The organism is Candidatus Krumholzibacteriota bacterium (assembly GCA_034520215.1).
Lineage (GTDB): Bacteria > Krumholzibacteriota > Krumholzibacteriia > Krumholzibacteriales > WJIX01 > JAGHBT01.
The window spans coordinates 1,113,143-1,139,386 of record JAXHNR010000001.1; the positions used below are offsets into that span (position 1 = coordinate 1,113,143).

Here is a 26,244-nt window from a genome sequence, read left to right on the forward strand (position 1 = left end):
AATTCCAATCTGAAATGGAGTCAATAACTCTGAATAATTCGGCTTTGAATATGCTGGATCAGTCATTCTCGGTAATATCGATTGAATGGAATAATCCGTTATTGGAACCAAAATATATTTTACCGTTGAAAAATAATGGTGAAGAATAAATTGCCGATCCGGTCGAATAAGTATCTATTATATTCCCGGTTTTAATATCAATTGCACTTAACTTTGTATTGTATCCGGTAATGAAAACAACTTCTTTGTGTATTACTGGTTTTGACCTTACAACTCGCCCAATATCCTGCATCCATAAAATCTTACCGCTCATATTAAGAGAATAAATCATGCCGCTCTCGGTGCCGATTATCACCCTTTTTCCGTCAGTCGCGGGTGTACTTCTTACCTTTCCTATAGCGTTGTGTTGCCAAAGCAGAGAACCTTCGGAAAAAGAGAAACCTGAAATCAGTTTATTATTTGTTCCTATAATCACTAAATCGTCATTCTCGGAACAGATTGGTGTTGAATAAATTTCACCCCCGGGATCTACAGTCCACAGAATATTCCCCTCAAGATCAAGCTTTATTAAATGGCCGTCAACCGTTGCTGTAATAATGTAATCATCTCCGGTAACAATAGAAGACCATATAGCTGAACCAAGATGTTTCCTCCATACTTTCTTTCCGCTCCTGACATTCACTGAGTGAAGATCCCCTGTCATAGTGCCTGTAATAAGAAAATCCCCTGTAATCGAGGGAGTGCTGATAATTTTACTGCCGAGAGAATTCTCCCAATTCAGACTCCCATCTTCCGAATTCAGACACACCACGTTCCCCTCGTAATCGCACCCAAATACTTCTCCCTCTTTAGAACAAAGTGGTGACGATCCAACACCTGCTCCCAGGTTATATTTCCAAATAAAATCCCCTCTTTGTGAGAAACTGTATAGAAAACCGTCTCTGCAGCCAAAAATTATATTCTTCCCGCATAAAACGGGAGAAGAGGTTACAGGCCGGCTGAATTTTTTCTTCCAGGCACTTTTGAGTGCAATATCAGCAAGCTTATTTCCAGATTCTTTAAGGCCTGAATCTTCTTGCTGTTTTACAGTGTATTTCTGTTCTGATCCAGTTATCTCTGGTCCCGAAGACTCGTCAATGCTACCATCCCCATTTCCATTTATGTTATTTGAAGATCGATTTTCAGAATCAATATTTTCTGAAATATCCCCCGCGGACAATAAAACATTTTCCTTCTGATTGTTATTTTCTTTTTTGGTTTTATCGGCAAAGGGCCAGAAGAAAATAACCGCCGCCAGGACTGCAGCCAATATACCGGATACCGCAGGTATCGATACCTTCCTCATTTTGTTCATATTCAACCTTTTCTCCTTAGTTACATTCCCTGAGTCCTTGAAATTCCAGTGAATTGACGGTAAATGTAAGTCCGTACCAACTCGGATCCCCCCTGAGTCCGGCACTTCAAATGACGGGAAAAAGACACTGTCAAGAAAGAGTTCTCCGTATCTGTCCGCGAACTCAGCCGAAGGAGTAAAAATAAGAGTGTGCTTTTCCGGCAATTCTCTTACCTTTCTCAACAAAAATAGCTCCTCGATCGATTTGTTAAAAAGGTCCGGCTGACCTTTATTTATATTTTCCGTAAGATTTTCTATAGCTGTGAGACGATAAATGTCGCCTGATTGATTTGAACTGTCGCCGCAAACTATGTTTAGCTCTCTGTTATGAAGAAAATAAATTTCATTTCCGCGTTTTATCAGAAAGAGAATTATAGAGCCTGAAAATATTTCTTTGAGATCCGCCTCTGCGGTTAAACTCTCCCTGATATTACTCAGCAATCTAATAAAATAGCTTCTTGAAGATCCCATTCTGGATGTTGAAATAGCTATCCTAAAAAACTCTCTAAGCTTAGCACTCCACCTTGGATTACCGGGAAGTATAAAGACAAAAAACTCCTCACCCTTTTCATTTCTTGGGATCTCGTTATATACAAAAGCCCTGTCTCTCGGGCTGTTTCCATAACATACAAATGCTGTTTTCCTCATATATACCACCTCGTATGTAAAGAGTACTCACGGCAACGAAAAAAATCAACAGGAATTATAAATTTGGAGTTCCCCCAATTTTTTACATTCCTTTGTATATCCGGCTATTGGTATTTCAAAACCCTCTCGGAAGACGAGCGGGCATGGTTTTCCCATTTCCTTTAAGGGAAATGGGAAAGAGCGAGTCTGAGAGCGGGAGACGCTATTTCCTCGCAGGGGAAATAGACGGCGTTTTTGACAATACCAATAGCCGGATAGAAACTAAATGTCAATTCCACTTATCATTATGGGTAATTACTCGATAGTTATGCCGTTACTGAAATATTACCCTGATTTTCGGGGAATGTCCTGGAATTATAAATTACATATAAAGTCGCAGCCTGAACTTAATTGTCCGTTGTTAAGCAACTGACTATAATGAACAGAAATAAATTAATGATGTTTGCTCTGAGAAACTTTTGTTAGAGGTAAGATCCGCCGTATTCAATTCTATTGAGGTTGATGAGAAACTTCTATCGGCGGTTACTTTTAAAGAAATTGATTATTCTGTCAATTGGTTTTTGATCTCTTCTTTCTCCCTGTTTTATTTTATAGATATATTTCTTTGCAATTTTGTTTTCGGGATCCCGTTTCAAAGCATCCATAAAATGAGTTAACGCCTGTTTATTCAAACCGGAATAAAAATACACTACACCCAGATTGACAGTGAATTCCGGATTATAAGAATCCATCTGGACCGCTTTTTTGCATTCTTCGCGGGCTTTGAGAAAACCGGAATTAGAAATCGCGAGACTGTACCCATACCAGCTATGATAAGCGGCAACAGAAGAGTCATGTCTTATTGCTGAATCCAATAGTACTACAGCTTGTTCATACGCTTTTTTTCTTATTGCCTCTTTGGCCTTTTTAAAGGCGACGGCCGCGGTTTTCTTGTTTTTTTCGATGCAAGCAGAATCTGCTTCCCTTCCAGATTTTATAGATTCATCATACTCGCGGCGCTTCTGGCTATCCGATAAAACGGAATAGGCTTCATTTACATCCTTTAATCTTGTGTGATTATCAGGGATATCACCGACCACATCGGGATGGATTACTTTTGCAATTGAAAAATAGTTCTTTTGGATTTCAGCTTTTGTGCTCATTGGGTCAAGCTCTAATATTGAATAATAATCCTTGGTCACGAATATTCCTTAATTTAAAACACCAACCAGTTCCTTTTTTAGATTGACGGCAAGCTCATTTCCCGGATCAATCTGAAGCACCTTTTCCAGATGCCTTGAACTTTCTTCGTTAAATCCGCATTCGAAATATGTCAATGCAATGTTGAGGTGCGCCTTCAAATATTGCGGATTTATTTTCAACGCAGTTTTTAATTCCATTATGGCATCATCTTTTGCCCCTTTATTTGCATAGGCTATCCCCAGTAAGTTGTGCAAATCCGCGAAATCAGGATTCAGTGAGAGAGCCTTCTTCAACTCTGATATAGCGGAATCATATTCACCTCTCTGAATATTCTCCAGAGCAATTTGTCTGCTGACTTGAACAGATGAAGGTTTTTCGCGGAGTATGGAGACGAACTGTCGTATCACTTCTTCTTTACCGGTGCCGTTTATTATTTCGCGGATGAGTTTATTAACCTTATTAAGATAGAATCCCGGCGCGCGGGATAGACTGTCTTTAAGTTCGGCAACTGATTTCTCATATCCACTTTCAGATAAATAGAGTAATTTGGCGTGAAAGATCTTCGCGTTGAAAAAATTAGGATTAATCGAAAGAGCTCTTTTTATATTATTTATAGCTTCTTCAGTTCTGCCTAGTTTTTCATTTAAATTCGCGCACATATAATATACGTCAGAATAATCAGGCGCAATCTTGATCATCTTCAAAAGTAAATCATACGCCTCCTGATATTTCCCTTTTCCCTCAAGTGCTTTCGCGTATTCTATATAAGCCTCACTAATATACATTCTAACCAGTTCATGCTTATCACTATTCCCGTAGAAATAATCATTTTTTGAGATATATCTCTCAAAATAATTACACGCCTTAGCGTAATCACCTTTACTTAGACAATCTATAGCTTTTCTCAAGGATGTCCTTGGGAATAAATTCAAAAAACTATGAATAAATGTCATCTCCAGTACCTTCCTATCATGGACTTGCCGTATATTGTTAGCAACAACCAGGCCAATCATTATATTATTGATTTTTATTCCCTTAGCCGCATCTGTTTCATCATAGATGCTCTTTTTTCTACTCTGCAAAAATCCACGGAAGAATATGTTGGACTGGCAATTGCGAGAATGCCTGTTATTTTATTATTAATTTTGTTTTTCCCTTTTAAGCTTCCTTTGACTACCTTGTCATGAATACCGGGGGGGAACAGATAATCCTCAAAAAGAGTGTATTTTTCATCCTCTTGTTCGGTTTCAAAGTATAACGAAAATGTCGAATATTCAGTAAGAAGGAAAAAGATATTTACCGAAAAATTGCCGCTTTCCTTATCGTAAGATATATTTTTTACTTTTAAATTCTTGATATCCGTTCCAATCCAGAAATACTTGCAGCCATTCCTTTGAGATACGAATATTTGACCAAACCTCTTGTAAATAGCGATCCCCCGGGGTTGATCAAATGAGATCTTATTATTATCGTTCTCACCTCCTAAACCGATAATATACCTGAGATTGCGATCAAATTTATGAACCTTGTTCTCGACAGAGTCAGTTACATAGATATTGCCATAATAATCAATATCAAGATGGCTGAAAAAGCCGCTTCCCGGCAGGGATTCATATCTGAATACTTCCGGCTCGCCTTCATCCGGAATTTTCCATAGTCTTTGTCCAAAGCTGTCAACAAGTGCGATAAAATAATCATCGTAATACAACCACTCATCACTTGAAGAAGCAATCGATATTGCAGTAGGACCAATAAGTTCAGGAGTTAGACTAAAACTGCTTTCAGCCTCCTTAATCCTATCACCTATTTCATATATCGCTATTCTGTTATTACCCCGATCTGTCACATAGAGGTGATTGCTGTCGAGGGAAACCCCAAAAGGATTATCGAGCGGCATACCATTATATTTTCTGATATAATAGAGGGGTATAAGTTTTCCTTCATGTAATTTATAAAGTATAACTCTATCATTTCCGCTGTCTGTTACAAAGAGATTTCCGTGCCTGTCGCCAGTGAGGTCCACGGGGTTTTTCAGTCCAGGCTTATTTCTTCCCGATCCGTCGGATATTTCCAGAGACAGCAACCCTTTATTATACAGGATATGTCCAGTTCCCTCGTCTACGCCGTAAATTGTCAGTTCGTCATCGTCGTATGTAGAAGTAGAATCATCCCGAGAGTACAATTTTGTGCAGAATAATCCCTGTGGGTTTATGAATTCTTCTTTAAATGCCGAATAAATACTAAGATGGGTTTGACTAACCTTATGAATCCCGAGGCAATGATACCATGGAGGATAAACTAATGTTCCTCTGTCATTTTTCTCTCTTGCGACAAAGAAATAAGCCGATACGGTTAAAATAAGGAAATAAACGGCTATTCTGCTTTTCATTCTATTTCACTTTCGAAATCAAAATCCGGAAAATATTCGATATTATCAATAAATTTCAAAAAACTTATACGAATACTGAACCTTTCAAGATAACTGCGTGCTTCTTTCCCGGCTTTAATTCACGCAGAAATCGCGCCAAGAAATTAATTATCATATCTTTTAAATGGATAACTTCTATAACGGCAATAGATATATTTTTGCTATTCCCATTCTATTGTCGCGGGTGGTTTTGAGCTTATATCATAAAGAACTCTGTTTATGCCTCTGACATTATTAATAATTTTGTTGGAGACATATTGGAGAAATTCATATGGCAATTTCGCCCAATCCGCGGTCATTCCGTCAACACTCGTTACGGCTCTTAAAACGACAGTTTGTTGATATGTTCTTTCATCCCCCATTACTCCGACACTTTTTACAGGTAAAAGTACTGAAAATGCCTGCCAAACTTTATCATAGAGTCCATATTCCCTCAATGCTTCAATAAAGAGATGGTCCGCGCTCCTGAGAAGCTCAAGCTTTTGCGGCAAGATCTCCCCCGGAATTCTTACTGCCAGACCCGGGCCTGGAAAGGGATGCCTGTTGTTCTGGTTCTCAGGAAGTCCAAGATAAGCTCCGACATTTCGAACCTCATCCTTGAAAAGCAGAGAGAGCGGTTCAATCAATTTGAAATCCATTTCATCCGGAAGTCCGCCGACATTGTGATGTGATTTAATTGTATCAGATGGACCAAACGTAGATCGGCTTTCAATTACATCCGGATAAAGTGTACCCTGAGCGAGAAACTCAAAGGGTCCGGATTCATTACTTTGTTGATCAAAAATATCAATAAAACAATTCCCTATTATCTTTCTCTTTTCCTCGGCATCAACTACACCCTTCAATCTTGAAAGAAATTCATCAGAAGCGTCAATAAATACCAGCTCAGACGAAAGGTTATCTGTAAGCATTTCTCTGACTTCTTCAGCTTCTTTGAGTCTTAGAAGACCGTTATCAACGAATACAGGGCATAATTGTTTCCCTATAGCACGGTCTACCAGAATTGACATGACCGAACTGTCCACCCCCCCGCTTACCGCGCAGAGAACTCTCGAATCGCCAACTAATTGTCTGATCCTTTCAATCTCCATATCAACAAATGATGCTGAAGTCCAGTCGGCATTACATCCACATATATCTAAAATAAAATTTTCTATGATCTTATCCCCGTATTCCGTGTGAAAGACTTCAGGGTGAAATTGAAGACCGTAAATTCTGTCTGAAGTATTACTAAAAGCGGCTATTTTACAGTCATCAGAGGAAGCCGCCGATATAAAACCTTCAGGTATACTTACAACTTTTACACCATGACTCATCCAGACTCTCTGTTTTTCCGGTGTTTCCTTAAAGATTGGGTTATAACTATCAGCTTTAATGATTGTATGACCGAATTCTCCGCTTGAGGATTTCTTTACTTCAGAGCCCAGCATCTTTGCGATAAGCTGCATCCCATAGCAAATGCCGAGCACTGGAACTTCGAGAGAAAAAATATCAGCTTTTAGCTCCGGCGCGTCACTCTTGCCGACATCCGCCGGCCCCCCTGACAAAATTATTCCGCGCGGGTTCTCGTCTTTGATCTCTTTCAGCGTTGAATTGAAAGGCAGTATAACTGAAAAAACATTCTTACTCCTTATACTTCTCCCAATGAGCTGAGTATATTGCGAGCCGAAGTCAAGGATCACAATTGAACTTCCCTGCCACTCCTTGTTTTCCATAGTATTACTCAATGTTTGAAATGCCTCGTTCCCGTCATTGCCATCGTAATACCCATCTCTTCCGCCGCTTTTATCACTTTCTTGTCTCTTATTGAACCGCCTGGTTGTATAACAGCCCTTACTCCAGCTTCAACAAGAACTTCTACTCCGTCGGGGAAAGGGAAAAAGGCGTCAGATGCCGCGCAGGCACCTTCTATATCGAGTCCACTGCTTCGTGCTTTTTCCACTGAAATCCTGCAGGAATCAACACGGCTCATTTGACCCGCTCCGACTCCTATTGTTCCATCGCGGTCACATATCACTATAGCATTCGATTTTATATGTTTTACTATTTTCCAGGCGAGTTTAAGAGATCGTAATTCATCATCACTGGGTTTCCGGGATGTAACAAAATCCAGACGGTCAAGCTCGTCGAAACCTGTATCCCTTTCCTGAACTAATACAAGTCGACCTGCTTCCTTTACATCGGTTCCGCCGATCTCTTTTTCCCATTCTGATTCCGGAATAACTATCAATCTCAGATTCTTCTTCTTGCTTAGTATTTCCCTGGCACTATCTGTAACACCCCTTGACAGAAGTACTTCGATGAAACCTTCGCCGGCAGCTTTCGCCAGTTTCTCGTCAACCACTCCATTGACCGCAACGACACTCCCGAATGCTGACATAGGGTCTGTTTTTCGGGCTCTTACGAAACTCTCATAGGGCTTACCGCAAGCTGCCGCGCCACAGGGATTCATATGTTTGTTTACAGTACAGGAACCGTATCCAATATCTTTTGAGAGCATAAAAGCGGCGTACATATCCATTATATTATTAAAGGAAAGTTCTTTTCCCTGCAACTTTTGAAAATCAGCAAGGTATTCATTTTGAGAATCCTTTTCATACAACACCGCTTTCAAATGGGGGTTTTCTCCATATCTAAGCCGGCGTAATTTCCGAAATGAAAGAACACGCTGCTCTGGAAAGATCTCCCCGCCTTTCAACGAATCGAAGTAATTTGATATAGCGGCGTCATAAGAAGCTGTATGATGGAATGCTTTTGACGCGTATCCGCGCCTTGCATCTAAGGGAATATCTCCGTCACCACCGGCAAGATGTTCTATTACATCATCGTAATCGGCCGGATCAACGATAACTGCTACTGAATGATAGTTCTTAGCTGCCGATCTTACTAATGTTGGGCCGCCGATATCAATTTTCTCGACAATTTCCCTCTGACTGAGATTGGAGTTTGAAGCGGCTTCTCTGAATTTATAAAGATTAACAACTACCATATCAATCATTTCAATACCGAGATCCTTCGCCTCGTCAAGGTGAATATCTCTGCTTCTGTCGGCAAGAATACCGCCGTGAACCATAGGATGAAGTGTCTTTACCCGTCCATTCATAATTTCCGGAAAACCTGTAATCTTACTTATTTCAGTCACTTTTATTCCTGATTCCTCTAAAGCCGACGCGGTTCCACCGGATGCTATAATTTCGATTCCCATTCCGGACAATTTACCCGCAAACTCCGCTATACCCTTTTTATCTGTCACACTGATAAGAACGCGTTTCATACTTTTACTCCGTACCTTTCTATATCTATATCGTCAAATAATCTTTCAACAGACATTTTATAACGCTCTGTCGTTTTCCGGACTATCTCAGCCGGCAATTCTGGAGCGGGAGGATTGTGATCCCATCCCGTTTCATCGAGATAATCTCTTATAAACTGCTTGTCGAGACTACGCTGTTTCCTGCCCGGCTGATACTCTTCAGCTAGCCAGAAACGTGATGAATCAGGGGTGAGAATTTCATCTATGACAACAATCTCTCCGTCTATAAAACCAAATTCAAACTTTGTGTCTGCTATCAATATGCCTTTCTCTGAGGCATATCTGCTGGCTCTATTAAAAATAGTCAAGCTTAATTGTTTTATTCTGTCTATTGTATCTTTCCCCACGATTGTGGCGGCTCTTTCCACTGTAATATTTTCATCGTGCCCGGAATCCGCTTTTGTAGACGGAGTAAATATAGGTTCCTCTAATTTCTGGGAATTTTCAAGGCCGGCCGGCAACTTTATTCCGCATACCGACCCATTATCACAGTATTCGCGCCATCCCGACCCGGTGATATAACCCCTGACAATACACTCGAGATCGATCCTTTCAGCCTTTCTGACAAGCATTGACCTCCCGTGAAGCAATTCTTTGAACTTGTTGAACGGTGCCGGATAATCGTTGACATCGATGCTTATTTTGTGGTTGGGAATATCTGTAAACCAGTCAAACCATCTTGACGATATAATATTAAGAACAACTCCTTTTCCGGGGATCAAACTCGGAAGAACGGAGTCATAGGCCGACACTCTGTCCGATACTATAATAAGGAGTTTATCATCAAGGTCATAGATATCCCTCACTTTACCCCTATGAAGAGGGTCAACTCCTAACAACTTTGAATAATCACTTATTTCCCTTGCATTTTTCATAAATAAAAACTCTCCTTCCTTTTGTCTCAATTCTTGATTCAGCAAACAGCTTAACAGCTTTCACGTAAGCTTTATGCTCTTCTTTAAGAATCTTCCTGCTCAGTGTTTCTTCGTTATCTTCCTGAGAAACCGGAACCGTTCTTTGTATAATAATGGGGCCTGTATCTATTCCCTTATCTACAAAATGTACTGTGCAGCCTGAAAAACGGACTCCATAGTCTATTGCTTGTTTCTGAGCGTTTAATCCTTTGAAGCTCGGCAGCAGCGCGGGATGAACATTCATTATCCTCCCTTCATATTCATCAAGCAAGTCACCCTTTAAGATCCTCATAAATCCCGCGAGACATATAAGACCAATCTCCAACTCCTGAAAAATATCGCTTATGAGACGGCTGGATTCAGAACTCATCGCGCCTCTTATTGGACCACAGTCAACAACAGTGCTTTCTATATTCATCTCTTTCGCTATGTTTAAGGCTCCCGCTTTGGGATTATCAACTATAAGATGCTTCAATACCGCCGGGAAATCATCCTCGGCGCAGTTTTCCGCAAGTGCCTTGAAATTTGTGCCCCTCCCTGAGGCCATTACTGCGACATTTATCTGACTGTTCATATGTGTTGCTCCAAAACTCCATTATTGATTGTGTTAGCCATAAAAAACTACAAAACAGGCTCCACCTGTTTTCGAATAGATAAGACTTACTTATTTTCAGTTAAGAGGTATTATAGATTTTAATCTGAGGATTTACAATAGAAAAATCAAAAGTGGAGAGTAACTGGAGTTTCTCCAATTTTTATAACCTATAAGGTAGTCGATGATTTGTAATAGTATACGGCTTTGCCGGAAAAGCCTTTTTATTCAAAAAAGATTATTTCCCTCCAGGATCTGATATAGAAACCCTTTCTCTAATTCCACTTATACCGGCAGAATTCTGCATCCTGAAATTTGTAAATCTCTTTATCTCAATATCCCAATCGTACAAATCTGATCCTGTAAAATCCAGTGTGTAAATTAATACAGAACCTTCGTCTGTTCCTTTGGTGTAATACACCCAGTGCTGGTTGTTTCGTATATCATCAGCTAGCAGAACATTTGGAAATCCCCATGAAGCAACCACTTCCTCACGCTTCATACCTCTAATAATCTCTCCATTAACTATTTGGGAACCATAATCACAGTCGGGATGAGAATTCACATAATCAGCTCTTAATTGATAATCAACACACTCCTCTCTTCCTATAGTTGTCATTTCCGAACAACCAAAGAAAAGAATAAGTGATCCCAGAAAAACCAATAAAAGGAATTGACGCATTCCGGCCTCCTTTCCCTCACTTATGGAGGTCTGGAGTTGTTTCCCGTTTACACATTTGAAAAGCTAAACCCTAACCCGCATAATACAATCAAAGCGAAACAGGAATTCTAATCTTCGGGGCCTCGTCACTTTTTGCGGTACAGTAAGCAGCCCACCTACCTATTAAATATTATACCACAGTAAAAGTTATCGTCAACCGCCTCAACCGTAATTATTAGTTATTTTTCTATGTTAATACAAGTATATCATAATATATACACTATAATATATCGTTCTAAATGCTATCTCATAAAAAAACTTGATTCAGATTACGATTATTTCTTATTTATCTGGGTCATTTTTAAAAAGAAATAATTTTATGCCGGAAAGCTTCCACTCTTTTACCTTCTTCATCCTGCGGGAATAAATCTCTGTAACCGGATCATCTGTCATACGGGCCCATTCTCTACACTTAAAAAGCCAGACTCGGTCTGCTTTCTCTGTTATCCTACTTATCTTTCCGATATCAACATCGAGGCCGGAATCCGAGGGGAATATCCTTACTTTAGTATTTTCCCCCCTATAATAATGATCAAACCCTTCGTTAACACCAATCAGGGTAATTATGTCACCTTGAATTTCATTTTCCCTTATTATCTCAACAGCTCCCCTGATATTATCCCTGGAATATTTATCATTCGTGAAATAATTAAAATCTGAGACCAGCATGGGAACAACTAATAAGATAATAACAAAATTGTACTTTGAAGAGCCAAGAGGCAATCCGGTAGAGAGCAGAGCTATGAAGAATGGGAAGAGAACAGTAAGATATCTAACGTTGAACACTTTTATATTATAAAGCACAATTATTGTTAGAGATAAGATAACGCATACCGGTATTACAAGAAAGAACAATAAGAGTTTAAATCTTCTTAATTTCAAATAACCGCTAATTAGAACTCCGCCGAACAATAAATAAACAATACCCAGTTCCATCTTAAAATCTTTAATGAGTTCAATCGCGGATGTTATGGAATGAAGCTCTCGCAGACTCGGCCCAAATGAGTAACCTGACGCGAACGCGTAGAGTATATAAGGATATGACCATATATTAAGCGTCAAATCTCCCCTTAACTTATCCCCTGCTGAAGAACTCGCGATATTTTTAATCTCAATACTCTGCAGATATGTGATCTCTCTGTAAATCCAGGGTGAAAGTATGACAACAATTATAAGAACCGCTCCAAAACCATATCGAAGATAATTCCCTTTCAATTTTCCCGCGGCAACAGAATAAACAAAAAGGCCTATACATAATAATAAAGCGGATGTATGAATTAAGCATGTCAATGCTAAAACAAAACCTAATGCAGCTGCTGATTTTAAATTTGGTTTTATATCAAACCTTCTAAATGCTATAAGAGACAATATTACAAAAAGGGTTAGCATCGCGTAGGCGCGAAGTTCCTGCGAATAGTATAAACTGAATGGACTTATAGCGAGAAAGAGAGAACCGGTCAGAGCGGCTTTTTCGTTAAATCTCTCCTTCAACCACTTATACAGAAAAAGTACTGAAATACCACCCGCGAGAGCGCTCGGTGTCCTCAGCCAGAATTCTGATTCAGACACCATACTCCAGAAGTGAAGTAAAAGAGAATACAGTGGGGCGTGTACATCCCACAGAAACTTACGGAAATATGAAATATCGGAAGGAGGTGATTTAAACATACCTAATGATTTGATTTCATCAACCCAAAATGACTGTCTCCCAAGTTGCCAGAAACGTATAAAGAACCCGAAGGCAACAATTAGCCATTTAAGAATATCTTTCCTTCTTCCTTTATAGACATTCATGGCTTATTTATACCGCAACATCATTATTATTACCAGAAAGTATATCGAAGATTTTAGGAAAAATTCAATAAGTTCGTTATTTGTTGAATACAACAACGGTTCAAAAGCGGTCGATATCATATATTAAGTCAAGGCGCGAGTGTAATTCCACACTCAATACCGGTGCGCCAGCCCTCCATATCGTTTGAATCTGCTGCTGAAACTCTAAAACAGAATTCCATATTAGCTGCTAACTCAGTGTAGGTAACTTCCTCTGAAACAAGATAATCACTTACTGATATTGTATCAATTGGGTAGAGCATTTCACCATATTGAGTGTAATTTACAAGGTAAACAAAAAACTCTTCTGTTAAAGCCAAATTCCCGGGTGAATAATCCCAACTAAGTGTTAAACTATAAGTCCCGGCTGTTATTTCAAAATTTTCCGGCGCGGGAAGCTCTTCATAATCAAAAGAAGTTGGTGATGTTCCATGTTCTTCTGAACAACCGGAAATTACGAGTGCGGTTATTAAAACACAGAATGTTATCTGCCTGATCATATCCCAACCCCTTCTAGAATTTGAAAGATTTTGTTATGAAAAATTCATTTTTATTAATTCTCATAGAAATAGGTACATTTTCGGGGTCATCTCCCCATATCATATCAATCATGCTCAAAGACCAGATTCCAATAGCGGCACCAGTCAGGACTTTCCTGTAAGTATTCATCCCATCGGCATCTTCCCAGTTTTTTTTCATTTGATCGTTATAATACTGAGCATCTCCTATATAGGTAGCGATTTTAAATAAAGATCTGGATCTATCAAGTGCTTCAATATCCCTGTCGTATTGTATATTGGCAACAACAATACCTGTTAGAGCGACAACTTCCATCGTCATAAAAAGGGCTCCCCTTCCGTAACGTCCTGATTTAATTTGCCCCCAACCCGGAAATATCGCTGAATAAACAATTCCTTCTTCCGTGGCACAATCCGCGGTTGAGCTGAATAACAAAACTAATAAAATCAATACAGTGACAAGGCGCATTCTTACCTTCCTATCCCAAAACGGATCTTCATTTATTGTTTCTACGCGAGTTTATCATCCATTGTTTCATAAAAACAAGATATTTTAATCGTTCATATACCACTCTGTCGATTCTACGCAAATCATCGTTAAATTAACAGTTGGAGTTCCCTCTGAAAATTCGGCAAGTATTGTAATAACATTTCGAGATACAATCAGTTATCAGGATTTGTAAGTGGAATAGGGCTTTCATTGCTTATGAGTGCGGCTGATTGATATTTTCAAAACCCTCCGGAGGGCGAGCGGGCAAGGATTTCTGGCCCGAAGGGGCAGAAAGAGCGAGCCCGAGGCGCAGAGCCAGCGGTTTCCTCGGCCGGCGAGAAACCGACCACGATTTTGAAAATATCAATCAGCCGCATACTGTTACAAATCATCGACTGCCTTATAGGTTGTAAAAATTGGGGAAACTCCACATTAACAGACCTTGAATCTTTAGGTAGAACCTATTATTTTTCATGTAAAATAGGACTGAATATTTTTTAACCAAGAGGAAAGATTGATAAGAGTAAAAAGAATATCTAAGTTCTACGGTTACAAGCCCGCGGTAAGCGATCTGACTTTCAACGTGGAGAAGGGTGAAATTCTCGGATTCCTTGGGCCGAACGGAGCCGGAAAAACAACCACGATGAGAATGCTGACATGCTATTTACCTCCAACCTCCGGAACCGCTGAAATATTCGGGCGTGACATTATTAGAGATTCCATGCATGTACGGCGAATGATAGGTTATTTGCCGGAAAAAGCGCCTTCTTACCATGAATTGAACGTTCACGATTACCTGGAATTTTCAGCGAAAATGAAGAGTATACCAAAAAACAAAATCAAGCAATCAATTGACTATGTAATAGAAAAGTGCGGCCTTACCAACGAATTTAAACAGACGATTGGTAATCTTTCAAAAGGTTACCAGCAGAGAGTTGGTCTCGCGCAGGCAATTATCAATGATCCGGAATTTTTGATCCTCGATGAACCTACCATAGGCCTTGATCCAAAACAGGTTCTCGAGATAAGAAAATTGATAAAATCGATCGGTTCCCGTACGACCGTTCTACTAAGTAGCCATATCCTCCCTGAAGTCAGCCAAATATGCGACAGAATAATTATAATAAACAAAGGCAAACTGATCGCGGTCGATTCACCGGAAAACCTTAGAAAGAAATTGAAAAGTTCAGCATCAACAATAATTAAACTCAGGAAAACTTCAGCTGCTAAGGATATTTCCGATATTCTTCTTGAAATCGGCGGTGTGCTTGATGTCACGGAAACTGACGGTACGGGGAACACCGTTATAATAACTGTTAAATCAAAACCAGAGAAAGATCTTAGAGAGAAAATGGCGGCTGAAATTGTACAAAATGAATTCCCTCTTCTTGAAATATACAACGAAGAATTGACTCTGGAAGATATATTCATGGAACTTGTGACGACGGAAAATTAAATGAGTAAAATAATCGCAATTTATAAACGAGAGATGAAATATTATTTCCAGTCGGTCGCGGCGTATGCTTCTATTTCTGTCTTTCTCGCGATATCCGGTTACTTCTTTTCCAGTATTTTCAAATATTATAATTTTCTTTCTCTCGAAATGAGAAGATCGGCTGATGTATCTTCTCGACTTAATATTATTGACGGAATAACCAGGCCTCTTCTGGGTAATATCAGTATTCTTATCCTTTTTACTGTACCGATACTAACTATGAGGCTCCTGTCGGAAGAGAAGAAACAGGGCACTTTTGAACTTCTTATGACTTATCCCGTCAGTGAAAGTTCTGTGATTGCGGGTAAATTCCTATCAGCTCTAACGATATTTGCCGTCATGATCTTCGGCACTCTTCTATACCCCCTGCTCCTCATTATCTACGCCGAACCTGAAATAATGCCGATCTTTTCCGGGTATCTCGGACTTTTCCTGGTTGGCGCCACTTTCATATCAATGGGTTTATTCTTCTCTTCTCTATCTGAGAATCAACTTGTATCAGGCATATTAACACTTGGAACCGCATTGTTTTTCCTTTTGATAGGCTGGCTCGCGCCCATTCTTGGACCTGATCTTTATCATTCTATATCTCAGCTTTCAATTCTTTTCCATTTCGAACCGTTCGCTAAGGGGATAATCGATACAAAGGATATTTCATATTACGTATTGCTCACTTCGTTATTCCTCTTTATGAGCAAGAAATCCCTTGATTCAACCAGGTATAAGACATGAGAAAATATTCGGCTGCTTTAAGAATTATATCCGTCATATTGATTGCTGTTAGTGCAACACTCTACACGATATTCGCGAGAAGCGAAACTATCATTTTTATAACTTTTTTTACAGGCATTGTCATTCTCATTTCTAATTCTATATTCAGATATTATCAAACAGGAATAGAAGGACACAAGCGCGCGGCTCGCTCCAGAACAGCTATTACCCTCTCGGTAATAATGTATATCATTATTATCGTTTTACTACAGGTAACATCAGCCCGCCATAATATCAAATACGATACGACGGCTAACAAGAGATTCTCCCTTTCTCCGCAAACAAAGAAAGTGCTCGGAGGCATTAATGAAGAAATTAAGATCACTTGCTTCTTTAGTGAAACTGCTGATGAAAAATCAGCCCATGAGGATCTCCTCAAAGAATACACCTATTTAAACAACAACATAAAATACCAGTTTATAAACCCCGACAGAGATCCAATGAGCGCCCGACGCTATGGTATAGATTCTTTTGGAATAACAGTTGTGGAAAGTGCAAGGGGACGGGAAAAGATCAAACAAATATCAGAAAACAATATAACAAACGCCATATACAGGGCGACACACATAAACAAGAAGAATATTTATTTCACCGTCGGACACGGAGAGAAATCTGTAAAGAACACGGAAAATAACGGGATCAGTGCTTTAGCCCAAGCCCTGAAATCTGAAAATTATAGAATAAAGGAGTTGCCGCTGGCCACAAGCACAGCTGTTCCATCCGACTGTGAAGTATTAATTGTCGCTGGTCCCACGAAAGATATACTTGCTGCTGAAAAAGATCTCATAGCTTCGTATTTGAAAAGTGGAGGAAACGCTCTTTTCCTCGTCGACCCGGTTATATCCCTTCCCCGTATAGCCGATATCGTTTCGTTTTATGGGATAGAAATTGACAATAATGTAATAGTCGACAGACTTGGTGTATTGACAAGCGGAACTTATCTGACTCCGGTTATAAACAGATACAGCGACCATCCTATTACAAAAGGTTTTAAATATTTCTCTTTCTTTCCACAGTCACGCTCAATATCGATATCACATGATCCCGGCGAAAAATATAAGGTCAATGCCATTTGCTTTACCAACAAAAAAGCATACGGAGAGAGAGACATAGACCTGATTCTAAAGGGAAAGACACGATTTGACGAAGGAACAGATAAACCCGGACCCCTTTCTCTCGCGGCGACCTCCAGAGTTCTGACTGACGGAAAATCCGCCGGATTTACAAAACAAAACCGAACCCCGAGGATCGCGGTCTACGGCGACAGCGATTTTCTGACAAATAAAATAATTAATCTTTATGGAAACAGAGATCTGATTATGAACACCCTTAGCTGGCTTTCCAGAGAAAAAAATCTCGTTTCAATTCGACCTGAAAATCAATTAGTCCAACCCGTTCTGCTGACTATGATAGAGGGAAGACTGGTTTTCTGGCTATCTGCTGTAGTTATGCCGGCTCTTATAGCAATTATAGGTTCAATAACTCTCGCGCGTAGGAGAAGAAAGTCTGAAAGCAATTGATCTTATGAAAATAAAATCAGTATATGTTCTTCTTATTATTTTGTTCATCTCTACCCTATTCGTATTCTCGGTTTATCGACCTACCGGAAGTGATGATAATTATAGGGATCAAAGGCGGCTTCTATCAACAAATAACCCCCTGGATATCACTAAGTTAGTTTTTAAAAAGAGTAAAGAAAAGAGGATTGAGATTGAACAAAGTAATTCCGGATGGATTATAACATATCCGATAAAAACAAAGGGATCGAAATTCTCAATAGATCTTATGATCAAAAGTGTTTTTGCCAGCCGCCTGAGAGCTGTTTTCCCCAATGTTCAGGATCTTTCACTATACGGCCTTGAAGATCCGGAATGTCAAATTCTGCTCTTTTCGAAGAATTCATCTAAACCGGACACGCTTCATATCGGAGATAAGACGCCCACCAGCAAAGAATGCTATTTCAGAATTAATTCTTCAAATGATGTGATTCTCTCGCCTGAAATTTCAATACTACTTAAAGAAAAAACCCTTTTCCATTTTAGAAATAAAAAGCTTATCGATATTGAAAACTACAATATCAATAAACTCACCTTCAGATCATCTAAAGGGGAGTTTACATTAAAGAAATCAAATAACGACTGGAATTCTGATGATATTTCCGTTCCTTTAAAAAACGTATCTATAGACAATTTTCTGGAAACACTACCCAAAGCTCTTATCTACAAATTCCCCTCTGAGAATAATGATAACCTCGCGGCATTCGGACTTGAAAACCCCGACTATTCAATTACGATTGGAACCCTTGATGAAGATATAACAATATACTTCGGAAACCGCGTGAGCGATAAGATTTACGCAAGAAAAAGCAACCGAGCCGGAGTACTTCTTATAAAGAGCGATATCCTGACAGTTTTTAATTGAAACTTTCTCTGCGCTCATTATCAGCCGGTGCATCCATTATAAAGAAAATTCTTCAAAAACAAAATATAGTCATATATTTAAAAAAGTACCGTTCCAAGTAGTGGAGTTCCCTCTGAAAATTCGGCAAGTATTGTAATAACATTGCGAGATACAATCAGTTATCAGGATTGGTAAGTGGAATAGGGCTTTCATTGCTGATGAGTGCGGCTGATTGATATTTTCAAAACCCTCGCCGAGTGGCGAGCGGGCAAGGATTTCTGGCCCGAAGGGGCAGAAAGAGCGAGCCCGAGGCGCAGAGCGTACAATTCCCTCGCCGGGGGAATTGACCACGATTTTGAAAATATCAATCAGCCGCATACTGTTACAAATCATCGACTGCCTTATAGGTTATAAAAATTGGGGAAACTCCACTTCCAAGTGTACTTGCGAAATATTCACTTCTAGTGTATTTTTATACTGGAGGGTTAATTAAATGCCGATACGATCCGATGAATATATCAAGGGAAAGAAACACCCCGCGGAAGTTCCCATATCCCGCCGAACTTTTCTTATGGCAACTGGTTCTCTAATAGCTTCAGGAACTTTAGGAATACCTTTCGGCAGCACATTTGCTGAAAACGCTGATTTCGAAGCCCGGTATTATGAAATAGCAGGCAGCGATAAGGTGCGCTGTCTTCTATGTCCGAGAGGATGCGTAATATCAGAAAACAAAAAAGGTTACTGCGGTGTCAGAAAGAACATAGGAGGAAAACTCTTCACGCTTACGTATGGCCGGGCATGCTCACTACATTTTGACCCTATTGAAAAAAAACCGTTCTTTCATGTTCTTCCGGGGACAAAATCATTTTCTCTTTCAACTGTCGGATGTAATCTAGAATGTAAATTCTGCCAGAACTGGCAAATATCCCAATCATCACCGGAGATGATAGAAACTAAATGGCGCTCACCGGAACAAATTGTAAAAAAGGCTGTTTCAGTCAAAGCTCCATCTATTTCCTTCACATACGGTGAACCTGTTGTATTTATAGAATACGCGCAAGATATAGCAGAAGAAGCTGCTTCGAAGAATATAAAATCATTCGTTGTTACAAATGGTTTCTACAGGCAGAAGCCTCTTGAAGACCTCTGTAGAATAACTGACGCCATTAAGATTGATCTCAAATCATTTACGGATAAATACTATCGCGATATCTGCGGCGGAAAACTAAAACCTGTTTTAGACTCTATTGTTAAAATAAGATCCGAAGGTGTATGGCTTGAAATAGTTTACCTGATGCTTCCCTCCCTAAATGATTCTCCTTCTGAAATACGAGATATGGCGCGCTGGCTGGTCAGAAACGTCGGTGAAGATACACCTCTGCACCTTTCAAGATTCTTTCCGCAGTACAAACTTAAAGATCTTCCGCCAACTCCCGTGTCATCCCTCGAGACCGCATACAAAATATGCAGAGAAGAGGGGTTAAAATTCGTTTATATCGGAAATGTCCCAGGTCACAGAACTGAAGACACCTTCTGTCCCGCCTGTTCAAAACCGATTATAGAAAGAAGAGGTTACAATGTAAATGTACATATTAATAATGGGCATTGCGCTTTCTGCAGAGAACCTATTCCGGGAATATGGGAGGTTTGATTAATATTGAAATATTTGAAGCTATTGATATTAACATTTATTATTCTATTAGTCCAAAGCAGATCCAGCAGCATGGAAGAAAAGAGGGATAAAATGCAAAAATCAGTTCGTAATCCAATTGTAGCGGGCTCATTCTATCCCGCTGATTCCACCATACTTAGAAATATGATAAAAGGGTTTTTCGAGGAAGCTGACACGGGTAGATTTAGTGGTAAAATCTTATCTCTTGTTTCCCCGCACGCTGGATACATCTACTCCGGCTCCGTTGCCTCTCACGGTTACAAAATAATTACAGGACAAAATTACGAAACGGTTGTCGTCATTTCCCCCAGCCACACGGACCTCTTCGATTACTCCTCCATCTTCAATGGCACAGCATATCGAACACCCCTGGGTGATATACCTGTCGACAGGGAAATCGTTGATAAAATTACATCTTACGATGATAATATACGCATAGACACTAAAGGTCACATAAAATCAGCTAAAGGCAGAGGTGAGCATTCATTGGAAGTTCAGCTCCCTTTCCTGCAAGTTGCTCTTAATGAATTCAAGTTGGTCCCTGTTGTAATGGGAAATCAAAATAGCAAAAATATTGAATCTCTTGCCGAAGCACTCATCGATGCTCTCAGGGGAAAAAATTTTCTTATTGTCGCAAGCACCGATCTTTCTCATTTTCATAACAGCAACGAGGCTGACCGGCTGGACAGCACCTTCATAGGCCATCTTGAAAAGCTTGACACTGATGGCTTAGCAAAATCCCTCGATTCAGGAGTTGCTGAAGCATGCGGCGGAGGCCCTGTCCTGGTTGCTTTAATGGCCTCTATCGGATTAGGCGCTGACAAATGCTCCATTCTTAAACATGCTGATTCCGGAGATGTATCCGGTGATACGAGCAGTGTTGTAGGTTATGTATCCGCGGCTATTTTTAACGATAATGAAAAAGAAGAAACCGCGCTTTCGGACGAGAAACACAGTAATAATCCAGCTGCCGTCACTGAGGATCATTCTCTCTCTCAAGATGATAAGGTATTTCTTCTGAAGCTTGCCAGGGAAGTTATCAGAACAAAATTATCAGGTCATAAATTAGATATTGAAATCCCTTCTTCTCCTATTATCAAAGAGATGCGGGGCGCTTTCGTTACACTTAAAAAGAGGGGCCGGTTAAGAGGCTGCATAGGATATATTGAAGCAGTAAAACCTCTAGTCGATACCATTTCTGATATGGCCGAATCGGCGGCTTTCAACGATTACAGATTCCCTCCCGTCAAAGCCGGTGAGATCTCAGAGCTCAGCATTGAAATATCAGTGCTCAGCCCTATTACAGAAATCGATGATCCTTCAAAAGTAAAAGTTGGACAGCATGGACTGATTATAAGCCGAGGTGCAAAAAGAGGATTGCTTTTACCCCAGGTTCCCGTTGAATGGGGATGGGACAGAGAAAAATTCTTGAACCAGACATGCATCAAAGCAAATCTTCCGGAAGAAGCCTGGAAAAGCCCCGACACAAAAATAGAAATTTTTACGGCTGATGTTTTTTCAGAAGAGGAATTTGATCTTCACTGAACCAACTGTTTATTACCTGTCAGTTGTCAGACAAATAAGCTTTCTTCCATTTTTTTGTCAGCAGCAGCATACTGGCGATGTGTATAAAAACAAAAAGAGCTATAGCGCCGGGGCTTCCCGAGAATGGATAAATAAATATTCCGCCCAGGATACCTCCAACACAGGCACCGAACATATCCCACGCGTAAAATACCGCCGGCTGCTGATTTGGTAACCTGTCGAGGGCTGAAGAAACAACAACTCTGTAAAATGTCCCCGTAAAAAAACCTCCAACGAAAGAAGCGGCAATAAAAGCAATCGAACCTGTTATTATGCCTATAGCAATCCTGCCTATAACTAACAGCCAGATAATATAGAAGAGAGAAAATACAATGAAAGCGGCGTGTATACCCTGCGGATCTCTCGAGAATTTAAAAGGGGTTTTGTAAGTACTCCAGGTCCCGATAGATATACCAGCCATAAAGAAAGCTGTAAGAAAAACAATCCCGTTGTACAAATAACCTGAAAATGACTGGTAAGCTAAAAGCAGATTAATCTGAAAGAGAAAACTCGTCAACCCTACCCCCCATACATCCAATTTAGCAGCAACTTCCTCTCCGGGGATCAGGAAAATCAGGGCAATAATGACAGCTCCGGCAAAAACGGGAAACCACTTGCTAACCGCGGTAATTTCGCCGAACCGCTCTGTTAAGTTTAACCCCTTTTTTTTTAACTCCAGAAACATTTCGTAAGCGGTTAAAATCGGGATGAGATCACTATTTACATCAACATCAGAGAGATCGTTAATCTTTGAAGATAAGACATTCAGTCTATCTTCTGAGAATCTGTATGGAATATAATCCATGTTTATGAATTTTGTATCCAATCCGCGCCTTTTCAGATTATCCAATATTTCATTCGCGCTTACTTTTTTTTCGGATCCGATAAAATGAACTACCGTTCCCGGCATAAGACTTACACCGCTAAAAACAACATCAAGGGACTTCTTGATCGTTCGCAATACCATTGACTGAGCGTCCGAGATGAAATTCTCGGAGGAAGAATGCGAAATTGAAAAAATTCCGTCAGGCATAAGCGCGCTCCTTGCCGTATGGAAGAATTCCTTTGTATAGTACCTGTTTAATTCGAGGTTCAATGGATCCGGAGTATTAACAATAATAACATCGTATTTGTAATTTGTTGATTTTAAAAACAATCTGCCGTCACCTACGAAATAATTCACTCTATCATCTTCAGTAAAATCTTCTATATCTAAGTTATCTTTCTTTGATATCTTAAGTACCATCTTCATAAGACGGTCATCAAGCTGAACACAATCTACACTTTCGACAGAATTATGTTTAAATATCTCCTTTATTTCGCCCGCCAATCCTCCACCTATAATTAAAACCCGTCTTGGATTCTTGTGAGAAAGGAGAGGAATATGAACAACCTCTTCAATGTTCTGAATATCGGGAATAGTAAAATATCTTGAACCGCCGGAGAAATAAGAGACAGCTTCGCCGTTTTGAACAGCTGCAATTTCGCCGTATCTGGATGAACCAAAACCTCTTATATTAAATTCAGGGAAAAGCCAGTTTATACTTCTATAATCAAGTTTATTGGAGAAAAACAGCATCCCCGATCCCAATATGATAATAAATATTATTCTACACCAGAACCTGCCTTCCATTCTAAAAGGACGTAGAATAACCGTTATGATTATAAAGGAGATTATCAATGAAATTTCAAACTGAGTAAAAAATTCTAACAGTACAAAAGAGAACAGCAATCCTCCCACCACTGAACCTGCCGCTTCCAGTATATAGACCCATGAAACACCAGTTGAGATAACTCCTGTTTTCTCTCCCCACCATTTACTTGCCGCGTTGTATATTAATCCATTAGCGAAGGCAACGGGAAACATAGCTAAAACACAAAACAGGATAGATTTGAAAAAGGGGGGCATTTCTCCGGGGGAAGTAACGAGTAGCCCTCTTCCGTACCTAATAAACAGAATAGTCGCTGGAAATATTAATGCGGCGAAAACTATCAATCCCCGAAAAGCTGAAAACCGTTTGGCGAATATGCCTTTGAACAGCCTCCCGCCTTTAATTCCCCCCACGCCAACCCAAAGAAGCCAACTTGAAATTAATAGACTTACAACAAATTCAGTCCCACTGAAAAGCCCAAGCATCTCTCTTATGAAAATAGCCTGGGAGCATATAGCATAAGCCCCTACGGCAAGCAGATCACGTTTTTTGATTATTGTCTTCACATCGGCAATTCTATTTCTATCTCTTAAAATATTCCTCTTCAAAAATCTTCTTAAAATTCGCTCCGTTTTTAAAATCATCTATTGAATCTTCAGCTGTCTTTGTTAACAAACCTGCTTCAATAAGATTAAAGACAATATTACCAAAATCTGTTGATTTCTTTATACCCCAGAAATTAAAAACCTCTTTTGACATAGGTCCAAACTGTTCTATAGCGTAATCTGTTATTCCAGCGAGTAATTCCTTTCCGGAAATGTGCCTTACAGACGAAAGTGCACTTATAGTTCTTTCAACTGCTACAATAACAAAGATATAGGCGTTCACCTTATATCTCGGGTCAACTTTACTAATCTCTTCAACAACCTTAAGGTGTTCTTCAATATCCACTTGAGCTTCCTTTAAAAAATTAGGTTCTATCCTCAAAATGGTAAAAAATTTATATTACACCCGGTTCGAGGATCGTATCTTTTTTCCATGCCGGGTTAGTGTATGGATAATCAGAATTGTAGTGCAGCCCGCGCGACTCTTTTCTTAATATCGCCGAATAAACTACAAGACTGCTGACCAGCACAATATTACGCAGTTCAACCATGTCAACAGAAACGCCATATCTGGAGTAAATCTTATTTATTGTCTCTCTTATCTGATAGACCCTCTTCCTGGCTATGTTCAATCTCTCGTCACTGCGGACAATCCCCACATAATCCCACATAATTCTCCTTACAAGATCCCAATCATGATCCAGGATTACAGTCTGAATGCGATGCGCGTCACCCAAGACCGGATAAGACAATTGATTTTTACTCAATATCAGATGATCCTTAATACAGTCTTTCAATACCTTCGAGCACTCATCGGCCATAACCAATGCCTCAAGAAGGGAATTGCTCGCAAGCCTGTTAGCACCGTGAACGCCAGAACAGGCGACCTCCCCTATCGCATAAAGTCCCTCGACATTTGTTCTTCCCTTTATATCTGTCTTTACACCTCCAACCATATAATGAGCGGCCGGTACAACCGGTATCATATCCTTTCCAATATTTATCCCAAATTCAGCGCATCTCTGATGAACAGACGGAAAACGCTTCTTGAGCCAGCTTGACGATTTGTGCGTAATATCGAGATAAACAAATTTAGCTCCGCTTCTTTTCATCTCACTGTCTATGGCTCTGGCAACAATATCACGCGGCGCGAGTTCTCTTAAAGGGTCTTTGCCCTCCATAAATTCAATACCCTTAATATTCTTAAGTATAGCTCCCTCGCCCCGCAGGGCCTCTGATATCAAAAATGACTTTGCTTCGGGATGATACAGACATGTGGGATGAAATTGAACAAATTCCAGATTAGATAATCTCGCACCAGCCATATATGCCATAGCGATTCCATCTCCCGAAGCCACATCAGGGTTTGAAGTATAAAGGTATATTTTGCCCGCTCCTCCCGTGGCAAGGACAGTTGATTTTGCTCTGACGGCTTTTATCTTATTTTTTCTCCTGTCCAGGACAAAACATCCTTTAACTGCGCCTTTATTATCTTTAATGAGATCAATCGCGAAATAAAACTCATTTATCTTAATCGATGAAATATTTTTTACGGTACTTATAACCTTTTCTGATATCTCAAAGCCCGTAAAATCACGATAATGGATAACCCTGGCATTACTATGTCCTCCTTCCCTTGTCAAATCCAGCAACCCCGTCTCTTTATCTAAATCGAAACGCACACCGATATTCATAAGATCTTCTATTTTGTCTTTTGCCCCGTGAACCATTGTCTTAACAGCATTTAAATCAGATAGTCCCTTCCCGGTTGTCATTGTATCTCTGAGATGACTGTCATATGAATCGTTCACGTCTAAAACAGCCGCTATTCCACCCTGAGCCTTAGTTGTGTTGGATGAATTTATTTCTCTCTTGGTTATAACTGTTACTTTCGCGTATGAAGACGCTTTGTAGGCTAGAAAAAGCCCCGCCAGTCCGCTTCCTATTATAAGAATATCAGTTTCTTCAATAGTCAAAGTTTACTCCAATTACTTTAAATTCTATTGAAATTCTATAAAATAAAGATAAATTCC

Annotated in this window: 21 protein-coding genes; 6 read left to right on the top strand and 15 right to left on the bottom strand. The window is 39.9% G+C overall.

Annotation, left to right across the window (positions count from 1 at the left end; all coding sequences use genetic code 11):
* Window positions 1-58: 58 nt before the first annotated feature.
* The 12 genes from U5O15_04830 to U5O15_04885 all read right to left on the bottom strand — a co-directional run bounded on the left by U5O15_04830 (window position 59) and on the right by U5O15_04885 (window position 14,011).
* Window positions 59-2,041: a PQQ-binding-like beta-propeller repeat protein gene (locus tag U5O15_04830; GenBank protein ID MDZ7859976.1), complete on the bottom strand. Its 1,983-nt coding sequence runs from the start codon at window positions 2,039-2,041 to the stop codon at window positions 59-61.
* A 512-nt stretch (window positions 2,042-2,553) separates the two neighbouring features.
* Entirely contained in the window at window positions 2,554-3,222 is a 669-nt protein-coding gene (locus U5O15_04835; protein ID MDZ7859977.1) for a DnaJ domain-containing protein, read from the bottom strand.
* Between the two features lie 9 nt (window positions 3,223-3,231).
* Window positions 3,232-4,305 carry a tetratricopeptide repeat protein gene (locus U5O15_04840; GenBank protein MDZ7859978.1) on the bottom strand — a complete coding sequence of 358 codons (1,074 nt, stop codon included), beginning with the start codon at window positions 4,303-4,305 and terminating at the stop codon, window positions 3,232-3,234.
* Window positions 4,251-5,612 carry an NHL repeat-containing protein gene (locus tag U5O15_04845; protein MDZ7859979.1) on the bottom strand — a complete coding sequence of 454 codons (1,362 nt, stop codon included), beginning with the start codon at window positions 5,610-5,612 and terminating at the stop codon, window positions 4,251-4,253. The genes U5O15_04840 and U5O15_04845 overlap by 55 nt, the downstream gene beginning before the upstream one ends.
* Before the next feature lie 200 nt (window positions 5,613-5,812).
* On the bottom strand, window positions 5,813-7,366 hold the full coding sequence (gene guaA / locus U5O15_04850) for a glutamine-hydrolyzing GMP synthase (protein MDZ7859980.1): 1,554 nt from the start codon (window positions 7,364-7,366) through the stop codon (window positions 5,813-5,815).
* Between the two features lie 8 nt (window positions 7,367-7,374).
* Window positions 7,375-8,925, bottom strand: a complete 1,551-nt coding sequence (gene purH, locus U5O15_04855; GenBank protein ID MDZ7859981.1) for a bifunctional phosphoribosylaminoimidazolecarboxamide formyltransferase/IMP cyclohydrolase — start codon at window positions 8,923-8,925, stop codon at window positions 7,375-7,377.
* Window positions 8,922-9,839 carry a phosphoribosylaminoimidazolesuccinocarboxamide synthase gene (locus tag U5O15_04860; GenBank protein MDZ7859982.1) on the bottom strand — a complete coding sequence of 306 codons (918 nt, stop codon included), beginning with the start codon at window positions 9,837-9,839 and terminating at the stop codon, window positions 8,922-8,924. The genes purH and U5O15_04860 overlap by 4 nt, the downstream gene beginning before the upstream one ends.
* Window positions 9,814-10,452, bottom strand: coding sequence for a phosphoribosylglycinamide formyltransferase (gene purN / locus U5O15_04865; GenBank protein MDZ7859983.1), 639 nt, complete (start codon window positions 10,450-10,452; stop codon window positions 9,814-9,816). The genes U5O15_04860 and purN overlap by 26 nt, the downstream gene beginning before the upstream one ends.
* A gap of 256 nt (window positions 10,453-10,708) precedes the next feature.
* A complete protein-coding gene (locus U5O15_04870; GenBank protein ID MDZ7859984.1) occupies window positions 10,709-11,152 on the bottom strand; it encodes a hypothetical protein in 444 nt (147 codons plus the stop codon).
* Between the two features lie 321 nt (window positions 11,153-11,473).
* Window positions 11,474-12,985, bottom strand: coding sequence for a glycosyltransferase family 39 protein (locus tag U5O15_04875; GenBank protein MDZ7859985.1), 1,512 nt, complete (start codon window positions 12,983-12,985; stop codon window positions 11,474-11,476).
* Between the two features lie 128 nt (window positions 12,986-13,113).
* On the bottom strand, window positions 13,114-13,524 hold the full coding sequence (locus U5O15_04880; protein MDZ7859986.1) for a hypothetical protein: 411 nt from the start codon (window positions 13,522-13,524) through the stop codon (window positions 13,114-13,116).
* A gap of 13 nt (window positions 13,525-13,537) precedes the next feature.
* Entirely contained in the window at window positions 13,538-14,011 is a 474-nt protein-coding gene (locus U5O15_04885; protein MDZ7859987.1) for a DUF5683 domain-containing protein, read from the bottom strand.
* Window positions 14,012-14,546: 535 nt separating this feature from the next.
* Here U5O15_04885 and U5O15_04890 point away from each other — a divergent pair.
* The 6 genes from U5O15_04890 (at window position 14,547) to amrB (ending at window position 21,915) form a co-directional block, all read left to right on the top strand.
* The gene (locus U5O15_04890; protein MDZ7859988.1) at window positions 14,547-15,488 is read left to right on the top strand and encodes an ABC transporter ATP-binding protein; all 942 of its coding nucleotides are present in this window, start codon (window positions 14,547-14,549) and stop codon (window positions 15,486-15,488) included.
* A complete protein-coding gene (locus U5O15_04895) occupies window positions 15,489-16,259 on the top strand; it encodes an ABC transporter permease (protein ID MDZ7859989.1) in 771 nt (256 codons plus the stop codon).
* Window positions 16,256-17,818 (top strand): GldG family protein, encoded by a 1,563-nt coding sequence (locus U5O15_04900; GenBank protein ID MDZ7859990.1) that lies wholly within the window; start codon window positions 16,256-16,258, stop codon window positions 17,816-17,818. Before U5O15_04895 ends, U5O15_04900 begins: the two co-directional genes overlap by 4 nt.
* A 4-nt stretch (window positions 17,819-17,822) precedes the next feature.
* Window positions 17,823-18,719, top strand: a complete 897-nt coding sequence (locus U5O15_04905) for a DUF4340 domain-containing protein (GenBank protein MDZ7859991.1) — start codon at window positions 17,823-17,825, stop codon at window positions 18,717-18,719.
* 472 nt (window positions 18,720-19,191) lie between these two features.
* Window positions 19,192-20,349, top strand: a complete 1,158-nt coding sequence (amrS, locus tag U5O15_04910; GenBank protein ID MDZ7859992.1) for an AmmeMemoRadiSam system radical SAM enzyme — start codon at window positions 19,192-19,194, stop codon at window positions 20,347-20,349.
* 93 nt (window positions 20,350-20,442) lie between these two features.
* Window positions 20,443-21,915: an AmmeMemoRadiSam system protein B gene (amrB, locus tag U5O15_04915; protein MDZ7859993.1), complete on the top strand. Its 1,473-nt coding sequence runs from the start codon at window positions 20,443-20,445 to the stop codon at window positions 21,913-21,915.
* A gap of 19 nt (window positions 21,916-21,934) precedes the next feature.
* Here the strand turns inward: amrB and U5O15_04920 are convergent, their stop codons facing one another.
* Genes U5O15_04920 through nadB form a run of 3 tightly spaced genes read right to left on the bottom strand, consistent with a single transcriptional unit; the run spans window position 21,935 to window position 26,187 of the window.
* The gene (locus U5O15_04920) at window positions 21,935-24,214 is read right to left on the bottom strand and encodes a hypothetical protein (protein ID MDZ7859994.1); all 2,280 of its coding nucleotides are present in this window, start codon (window positions 24,212-24,214) and stop codon (window positions 21,935-21,937) included.
* Complete coding sequence (locus U5O15_04925) at window positions 24,189-24,557, bottom strand: Minf_1886 family protein (protein ID MDZ7859995.1); 369 nt, start codon at window positions 24,555-24,557, stop codon at window positions 24,189-24,191. Before U5O15_04925 ends, U5O15_04920 begins: the two co-directional genes overlap by 26 nt.
* Window positions 24,558-24,606: 49 nt before the next feature.
* Window positions 24,607-26,187 carry an L-aspartate oxidase gene (gene nadB / locus U5O15_04930; protein ID MDZ7859996.1) on the bottom strand — a complete coding sequence of 527 codons (1,581 nt, stop codon included), beginning with the start codon at window positions 26,185-26,187 and terminating at the stop codon, window positions 24,607-24,609.
* Window positions 26,188-26,244: the final 57 nt, after the last annotated feature.

Excerpts from the sequence above, each read along its gene's own strand:
- U5O15_04830 (MDZ7859976.1), bottom strand. The coding sequence starts at position 2,041 with ATGAGGAAAACAGCATTTGTATGTTATGGAAACAGCCCGAGAGACAGG.
- U5O15_04845 (MDZ7859979.1), bottom strand. The coding sequence starts at position 5,612 with ATGAAAAGCAGAATAGCCGTTTATTTCCTTATTTTAACCGTATCGGCT.
- guaA (MDZ7859980.1), bottom strand. The coding sequence starts at position 7,366 with ATGGAAAACAAGGAGTGGCAGGGAAGTTCAATTGTGATCCTTGACTTC.
- purH (MDZ7859981.1), bottom strand. The coding sequence starts at position 8,925 with ATGAAACGCGTTCTTATCAGTGTGACAGATAAAAAGGGTATAGCGGAG.
- U5O15_04860 (MDZ7859982.1), bottom strand. The coding sequence starts at position 9,839 with ATGAAAAATGCAAGGGAAATAAGTGATTATTCAAAGTTGTTAGGAGTT.
- purN (MDZ7859983.1), bottom strand. The coding sequence starts at position 10,452 with ATGAACAGTCAGATAAATGTCGCAGTAATGGCCTCAGGGAGGGGCACA.
- U5O15_04870 (MDZ7859984.1), bottom strand. The coding sequence starts at position 11,152 with ATGCGTCAATTCCTTTTATTGGTTTTTCTGGGATCACTTATTCTTTTC.
- U5O15_04875 (MDZ7859985.1), bottom strand. The coding sequence starts at position 12,985 with ATGAATGTCTATAAAGGAAGAAGGAAAGATATTCTTAAATGGCTAATT.
- U5O15_04880 (MDZ7859986.1), bottom strand. The coding sequence starts at position 13,524 with ATGATCAGGCAGATAACATTCTGTGTTTTAATAACCGCACTCGTAATT.
- U5O15_04885 (MDZ7859987.1), bottom strand. The coding sequence starts at position 14,011 with ATGCGCCTTGTCACTGTATTGATTTTATTAGTTTTGTTATTCAGCTCA.
- U5O15_04895 (MDZ7859989.1), top strand. The coding sequence starts at position 15,489 with ATGAGTAAAATAATCGCAATTTATAAACGAGAGATGAAATATTATTTC.
- U5O15_04900 (MDZ7859990.1), top strand. The coding sequence starts at position 16,256 with ATGAGAAAATATTCGGCTGCTTTAAGAATTATATCCGTCATATTGATT.
- U5O15_04905 (MDZ7859991.1), top strand. The coding sequence starts at position 17,823 with ATGAAAATAAAATCAGTATATGTTCTTCTTATTATTTTGTTCATCTCT.
- amrS (MDZ7859992.1), top strand. The coding sequence starts at position 19,192 with ATGCCGATACGATCCGATGAATATATCAAGGGAAAGAAACACCCCGCG.
- amrB (MDZ7859993.1), top strand. The coding sequence starts at position 20,443 with ATGCAAAAATCAGTTCGTAATCCAATTGTAGCGGGCTCATTCTATCCC.